This is a genomic window from Okeania sp. SIO2B9, assembly GCF_010672505.1.
Taxonomy (GTDB): domain Bacteria; phylum Cyanobacteriota; class Cyanobacteriia; order Cyanobacteriales; family Microcoleaceae; genus Okeania; species Okeania hirsuta.
In genome coordinates this window covers 1-8,468 of the sequence record NZ_JAAHGK010000158.1, presented here as the reverse complement: position 1 = coordinate 8,468, position 8,468 = coordinate 1, and the positions used below count along the sequence as shown (strand labels likewise).

The window sequence follows — 8,468 nt, the reverse complement described above, 5'->3', positions numbered from 1 at the left end:
CTAACAATAGGGAATAGGGAATAGGGAAAAGTCATGCATTAAGAATTTTCAAGTTAAAAGCTAATGCACAGTTTTAGCTGTGTCAGTCTGCTAACAATAGCTCTTCCTTTTTCCTTCTTCCTTCTTCCTTTTTCCTTTTTCCTTCTTCCTTTTTCCTTCTTCCTTCTTCCTTCTTCCTTCTTCCTTCTTCCTTCAAATATAAGCCTGAAGCTCAAACCGCAAGGCAGTCTCGACCAGCCTATATTCTGCCTGTGCCTGAGATAAAATCTTATCCGCTCTTTCTGTGGTACCTCCACGCCCAATATATTCTAACTCTTTGCAAAGCTCAGACAAATTAGTGGCCCCTACAGAAGCACTACTAGATTTCATGCTATGAGCAGACCTTTGTAGTAATTTTGCCTGCTGTTCTTGAATTGCTTGAGTCATTTCATCTAACAGTTTAGGTGAATCTTCCAAATAGCAATCAATTACTTCTACTAAAAGCTCAGATTCACCTCCAGCAATTTCCTTCAACTCTTGCAACACTGCTAGATCGATGACTTCTTCTAGCTTTGGTTGAGGTAAAACATCTTGTTCAGTTGTTGTTTCTGGGAAATTGCATTTACTTAAAGCTGTAGTCAATGCTTCTAAGCGAACTGGTTTACTAATATAGTCATCCATACCAGCAGCTAGACAATTTTCCCGGTCGCCCTGCATTGCATTGGCCGTCATAGCAATAATACGGGGGCGTTTTTCTTTCTCCCATTCAGTACAAATTTGGCGTGTAGCAGTCAAACCATCCATTTCTGGCATTTGTACATCCATCAGCACCACATCATAAGATTGACGACGTAAAGCTGCTAATACCTCTAACCCATTAGCGGCAACATCAACTCGATATCCTAAATTTTTGAGAATATTAATTGCTACTTTTTGGTTAACGAGGTTATCTTCAGCTAATAGAATTTTCAGAGGTAATTTTTCTGCTAACTTGGAATTTGATTGAATTTTAGATTTTTGGGTACTATCAACTATACTCTCTCTCAGGATACCTACTAACACTTTTTCTAGTTGAGATTGTTTAATTGGTTTGTTGAGATAAGCAGTAGCATTGATATTAACGTTCTCAGTAGAGTATTCTAGTTGACTTAGAGAACTGAGAAAAACTAAAGGTAATTCTTGACAATTAGGTAACTTGCGAATTTTATTAGCTAGAGTGAAGCCATCCATTACTGGCATATATACATCTAGAATAGCAAAATCAAATGTCTGTCCTGACTGTAATAAATTTATCGCTTCTTGCCCACTACCTACAGCTTGAGAAATCATACATAAAGATTCTGCTTGAAGTGTTAGTACTTGCCTGTTAGTAGCATTGTCATCTACAACTAACAAATGTTTATTTTTTAATATTGTTTCAGTTTCTGATTTCTGACCAAGACATGAATTTTCGCCAATAGCAGTAGCTACTACAGTGAAAAAGAAAGTCGAACCAACTCCTGCTTCACTTTCTACCCACATCTTTCCTCCCATAATTTCACTTAACCGCTTGCTAATAACTAACCCCAATCCTGTGCCACCATAGTGACGAGTTGTAGAAGCGTCAACTTGACTGAAAGGTTTGAACAGACGATCCATGCGATCTTGAGGAATACCAATACCAGTATCTTTGACCGCAAATTGTATTTCGTAGACAGTAGAGCAGGGAACATATGATTCTAGACATTCTGTTTGATTGGGAATGGGACAATCCCTTTTTTGCCCAGGGTCTAAATTTTGATTCTGAAGTGAAGCTGTTACTGATAATACCACTTCCCCAGTTTCTGTAAATTTGACTCCATTGCTGAGGAGATTAACTAATACTTGACGTAACCGAGTTACATCTCCTACTATAACTTCAGGAGTTTGTTGCTGTATTAGATAAGCTAGCTCTAATTTTTTTTCGGCTGCTTTTGGAGCCAATAAATCTAGACATTCCTCTATACAGCTTCGGATATTAAAAGGTTGTTCCTCTAAACATAGTTTGCCAGATTCAATTTTAGAGAAATCAAGAATATCATTAATTAAGCTCAATAAAGCATCTCCACTGTTGCGGATAACTTCGACAAAATCTTGCTGTTGTGAGTTTAGCTCTGTGTCTAACAGTAAACCTGTCATCCTAATAACTGCATTCATTGGAGTCCGGATCTCATGGCTCATTGTAGCGAGAAATTCACTTTTGGCTCGGTTAGCAACTTCTGCTTCTTCTTTAGCAGTTCTGGTTCGATCTTCTGCTTGCTTATTCTCTGTGATGTCTGTTATTGTGCCAACAGCGCGATAGGGTTGACCTGAATCATCACAAATACGTTGTCCTTTGGTAAATATCCAGACATAATGCCCATCCCGATGTTTGATGCGATGGGTATTCTGATAACGTTCTGTTTCTCCTGCTAAATGTGCTTCTACATCTCTGAGGGTTGCTTCTAGATCCTCTGGATGTATATTATCTGACCAAGTAGATAAAGTGTAAGGAAGTGGGTCATTTTCGTGGCCAATAATTCTCATCCAGGTAGGTGAATAGTAAACCTGATTTGTTTGTATATCCCAATCCCAAATTCCATCGTTTGTACCAGATATAGCAAGTGCATAGCGTTCTTCGCGATCGCTCAAAATAGATTCTATCCGGCGACGTTCCAGAATTTCTGCACTGAGGTCTCGATTTTTTTTGTGTAGTTCTTGAGTTCTTTCCCTGACTCGGTTTTCTAGAGATTCGTTTGTGTGCTTAATTTCAGTAAATTTTTCCTGTAAAGCTAATAGCATTGACTGAAAGTTAGCAGTGAGGGTATTAATTTCTGCGATTCTACTCTTCTTTGCCAAACCTATAGGAGCTTCTTGATACAGTAGTTTTTGAGATAAGTCTGTGGTTACTTGTGTCAGTGTTAACATCGGTGCTACTAATTTTTTGCTCACTAAGACTGATATGATTAATCCTACCACTGCGATTATTTGCATTGTCACCAAATTTTTAATATAACTCGTTTCTAGGAAGTCTATGTAAGGAGCTGTAGGTAATGTTACATATAGAGTCCAAGGAAGATCGGCACTAATTTGCATCTTTTTTCCATAAAAAGATTGTTTCCATCGTTTCATCTTTGGCATTCCTGGTGTTGTTGGTTGCCACTTAAAGATATCTCCTTCGTATTCCACATTTCCTGTTTCCTGTAAGTCAAATTTTTCCTTCGTAGTTGCCTCTGAACTACCCTCAGTAATGATGTATTGTTTGCTATCAACCAGTATTATATTTATTTCTTTTATTTGAGTATTTAGTTGCTGAAGTTGACCTAATTCAGCTATGCCGACAGAAGCATAAGCTATTCCCTGGAAGCTATTCTCTTTGACTATTGGTACTATGATACCTATATGAGGAAAAGGAGATGCTTTATCTCTATGAATATCTGTAACTTGTGGTTGCAATTCTTTGGCAAGTTTGCTCCAAGTATACTTATTAGATATGTTTAAGTTGACTAATGATTCTCCTAATTCATTCAATGCAGGTTCAGCCGCAATTATATTACCCTTAGCATCAGTAACATATACTTTTAAAAAAGAGGTAAATGCTTTTTTTATTACTGATGTACTTTGTTGAAGAGTAGATATTTCATTCTCAGGTACTTGAGCTGCTATTTTTGCTAATTCTTCAACAGCATACAAGTGTTTTTGATACCAAAACTGTAAATTATTTACCAGAGGATTTGTTGTGGCCTTCAGTTCTTTTTGAATATCTTTTTCTACTATTGTTAGTATATGTTGTCCATTCAAGATTGTGAGGATTAAAGCAGGTAATAAAATTAATGCGACTAATAAGTGAAAAATAGTTTCTTGAAAAGAGATTTTTTTGTAATTTTTAGATAATTTAAACAGTTGATTTATAGGTAAATAACTAACAATTAAGTTAGCAATTAAGGCGTTCAAGAAGCCATTAATTGACTGCTTCAACATAATTAATACAGTTTGTGTTGTACCTACGTTCAACATTAATCCATAAAATAATGCTACTAGAGGCATCCCAATCAAAAGCCAATATATTCCATCTAGCAAGACTATATTTTGCCAAGGGCGACGCTTTAACATTATTCCCACAAACATAGCTTCCAGAGTAAAGATAGCGATCGCATAGGGATGGTGCCAGAGGAAGTATGTGTGACTACCAGCAATGAAGGCGGCTATTGTTCCCCATATAACTCCATAGAGTTCGACTATCATAAACACTGCAATACTACCGAAGAGAAAATCTACCCCAAAGAATAAAGGTAATTTGAAATAATTGCCTAAATAACCTAAGATGATTAGTAATATTAATCCTAGTTTGCTTGTCAAGCTATAATTTTTTAGTGATTTTTTATTCTTATGGAAAAAGTTCATTTTTTTTACTTTGTTTTTGGCAGTTATCAATATTCATAAAATTACATTTTACTTGATGGTATTCAAGTTGTCTAAATTAGGATAATTAAACTTCGTAATTATTCAGAAGTTTGAACAATAAGTATTATATTAACTGTCTTAATATTAATCTATTAATGAAAAAATAGCTACAGAGATAAGCTGATAATTTGGTTAAGGTTCTGATAAATTTCTCCCTATTCCCTATTCCCTATTCCCTCTTTTATGGAGATATCTATAGATGTATTTATGGCTTGCTGATTAAATATAAAAGCATTGACTGATATTGGTTTTAGCCTTTTTAGGATCGAAAAAAGTGCGCTTGTTTGAGTCTAATACCAATTTCATAAAATATTGCAAAGCGTGAGGACACAGGGAACAGGGAACACCGGAGCTGGGAACAGGGAACAGAGAAAGAAAAACATAAATATTAAAGAGGAAAAAAGGTGGAAATTTTAGAATTTATGGAATTTATAATTTTTTCTTTTAAGAAGAAATCACAAATTAAGATGTAACTGCCTTTGCGTGAATTTGGTATAAAACGCTCAAAAAGGAGCGTATTTTAGGCGCATAGTTTGGCAGAAAAATCAAGGGACAATTCTTATTCCTATCTCCTCGCTCATTCCCATTTCTCCTGTCTCCTGTCTCCTGTCTCCTGTCTCCTACCCCCTACTAAAAGACTTTTGAGCGCAAACCTTATTTATTGTTGATAATTCATCATTTTGATGTTGATGATAAACTACCAACAATAACTCACAAATATTAACTTCTGAGATTTACTTGAAATTTATCAACCAAAGCATCTCGAACCTTTTGCTGAATAGGGTCAATATCTGCATCAGTAAGAGTACGATCGCTCATCCGATATATTAATCGAAATGCTAAACTCCTTTGACCCTCCGGTACATTTTCACCCCGATATTCGTCAAATAATTCTATTGACTCTAATAACTTTCCAGCAGACTCAGAAATTACCTGTTTAATCTCATTCACAGACACCTCAACTGACACAAAGAAAGCAATATCTCGGTCAGCAGGTGGGAAGGTAGAATAACCGCTAAACTTGCGCCTCAACATATCTGCTTGAGTCATCACTGACAAGAGTAACTCTAAATTAAGTTGAAAAACATAAACCTCATCTGGTAACTCTCGCTCCTGTCGTAGTTGAGGATGCAATTGCCCGAATACACCGAGTGATTTACCTTCCAACCATAATGACGCTGTTCTCCCTGGATGCAATAAGGAATTTTCAGAGGTTTGTTTATATTCAACTGCTAAATAGAGTCGTTCAAACACTTGTGTCAAAATACCTTTAGCTTCAAACCAACTTAAAGGTTGTTCCCGACCACCTAGAGTCCAACTTTTGGGAGCATTACCCATAATTCCAGCGATCGCATCTGCTTCCTGAAATTTTTCTCCCTCTTTCCAGAAAATACGACCTATTTCAAACCCATTTAATGCTCCATTTCCTTGTTCGAGGTTATATTGAAAAGCATCAATAAGTCCACTTAATAATTCTGTACGGAGAGCAGAATATTCCACAAACAGAGGGTTAGCGATCGCTATTTGATTTTCCTCACCTTGCTTAACCAAAGAATAGTGCATCAATTCTGTTAACCCTGCTCCACGGAAAGCTGCTCTGAGATTAAGCACCGCAGACTGTTCCGGTGGTAAATAACCCGCAGCACTTTTACTTGGTAGAGTTTCGCAGAAGTTATCATATCCATACAAACGGGCGACTTCTTCTATAAGATCTATTTCCCGTTCTAAATCTCGATAACGATACGGAGGTACTGTCACATTCCAAACTACCTCCTCTGTAATTTCCGATCTAATTAAACCACATCCTAAAGATGCGAGAATACCTTCCACTTCTTCTGGTTGGAGAAAAGATTCATACAAAGTACCTTCTCCGCGCTTCAGCGGTCCTAAAATTTCATTAATTCGGTTGAGACGGAGGGATAATTCACGAGTTACTGTCAGGTGGTCTCCTGCCGTGCTAAAACTTTCTTGAGTAGTAGTCTTTCCACCAGCTAGTTCAGTAATCAACATAATAGCACGACGGCAGGCCAATGCTAATTCAGCGTGATTAACCCCACGTTCATATCTAGTTGATGCTTCTGTGCGTAGACCTTGAGTCCTAGCTGAACGACGGATAGCGATCGGAGCAAAAATTGCTGCTTCCAATAATAGGTTTGTGGTATTGTCATTAACTTCCGTTTCTTCACCACCCATTACTCCAGCTAAAGCAACTGGTTTGTCATTGGCCGTAATTAATAATGTTTCAGCTTCCAGGGTCCGCTTTTGACTGTCTAGGGTCGTCAGAGATTCGTCAGACTTTGCATAACGAACTCCTATTGTCAACTGCTCATTACCTGTCAGGGCTATTATTTTGTCTTGGTCAAACCCATGAAGTGGTTGACCCCACTCTAACAAAATATAGTTAGTAACGTCTACTACATTATTGATAGACCGAATACCTGCAGCATCCAATCGTTGTTTTAACCATCCTGGTGAAGGACTAATTTTTACTCCTTCAATAAAAGTACCAATATAGATCGGGCAAGCTGCCGACTCTGAGATATCTATTTTCAGACTACTAGAGCTTTCTTGCTCTGTAATCAGAGCGCCAGAAGCTTCTGGTATTCTCAGAGATGCTCCTGTCAAGGCCGCCACTTCTCGAGCAACACCAATCATACTCAAAGCATCAGCACGATTTGCTGTTGTTGTCAAGTCTAAAATGACATCATTTAGACCAAGTAAAGGCCGAACATCACTGCCTAACTGGGGATTTTCTAACTCAAAGATATGAATTCCTTCAGCATCTTTTGTTAAGCCCAATTCTGCCAAGGAACAAATCATCCCTTCAGAGGGGACACCTCGTAGTTTACTCTTTTTAATTTTTAAGTCAATTTTCGACAAATAAGTACCAATAGTTGCTACTGGCACATAAATATCTGCTTTAGCATTAGACGCTCCACAGACAATATTTAATGGCTCTGCTTTGCCAATATCTACTTGGCAAACTTTGAGTTTATCAGCATTAGGATGTTTATTAGCTTCTAATATTTTTCCTACGACTACCCCAGTTGCCCAGGTGCTTCGATCTTCTATTTCTTCTACCTCGAAGCCTGCCATTGTCAGAGTTTCAGCTAACTCTTCTGGAGAAATTTTGATGTCTACCAGTTCCCGCAACCAGTTCAGAGAGATACGCATTCTTTAATAATTCCCGATCTTGAGGCACAGTAGAGCAAGATATTTGCTCTTAGGCCATATTTATAACTTCAAGTAACATTTTATCTCTCTGGTGGGTGGGGTCATAATTTGTCGAACTTTTAATTTATCGTCGGTCTTGATGGTCAATGGGATATGGCAAAGAAACTGCTATCTGTTCTATCATCAATGGAGGTTTGTTTGCCTTACTATTTTCTTTTCCCGACCTCAATTAAATGTGAAATTAATTTTCACAGGTACTTAAATTTTGGGCATGGGGGGGGGATAAGTGAGTTTAAGACTCCCAACAAATCATTAATTTGGTAGTATTTAGTTAGTAGTTGGCCTTAACCTTCCACTAATTAATTCTGTATGCCAATACTTCCTTTAACGGTTAGATCCTTTTCCTGACTTCTAAATTCTTCTTCCAGGATCACAAAAGGTAAAAGTAACATTTGTCACTTTATTAATCTTTATTAATTACTAATTCACTCAAATGATTATTAGTTAAAATTTTTCACTTATATTTATCTTCTTTTGACTTTTGTGGAGGTTGCAGATACAGAAATCAAAAATCATATTAATGCTTTCGAGTAACTCATTAGTATTACGGATTGCTACTTTTGATTTTTAATATTTGATGCTTCTACTTTTCTGTCCTGACTAAAATACCTTTTCTGATTATGGAAATATTTGATTTAGAGATCAACTTAATCTTAATCAAGAATTTTGTGATTTGAGATTATTTTGCAAAATAACTATAAACTTTAATCATATTATCATTTTACTATTACATATTATTATCTTACTATTACATAAGTATAATGTAATATATCTAGATTATTAATCTAATGATT

2 protein-coding genes are annotated in these 8,468 nt (G+C 36.8%); both read right to left on the bottom strand.

Translation table 11 applies throughout. The annotated features are described in order from the left end of the window. Positions 1-192 precede the first annotated feature (192 nt). Positions 193-4,335: a response regulator gene (locus tag F6K13_RS08120; protein ID WP_287287171.1), complete on the bottom strand. Its 4,143-nt coding sequence runs from the start codon at positions 4,333-4,335 to the stop codon at positions 193-195. Positions 4,336-5,160: 825 nt separating this feature from the next. Further along, positions 5,161-7,614, bottom strand: a complete 2,454-nt coding sequence (pheT, locus tag F6K13_RS08115) for a phenylalanine--tRNA ligase subunit beta (protein WP_287244429.1) — start codon at positions 7,612-7,614, stop codon at positions 5,161-5,163. Positions 7,615-8,468 lie beyond the last annotated feature (854 nt).

Excerpts from the sequence above, each read along its gene's own strand:
- pheT (WP_287244429.1), bottom strand. The coding sequence starts at position 7,614 with ATGCGTATCTCTCTGAACTGGTTGCGGGAACTGGTAGACATCAAAATT.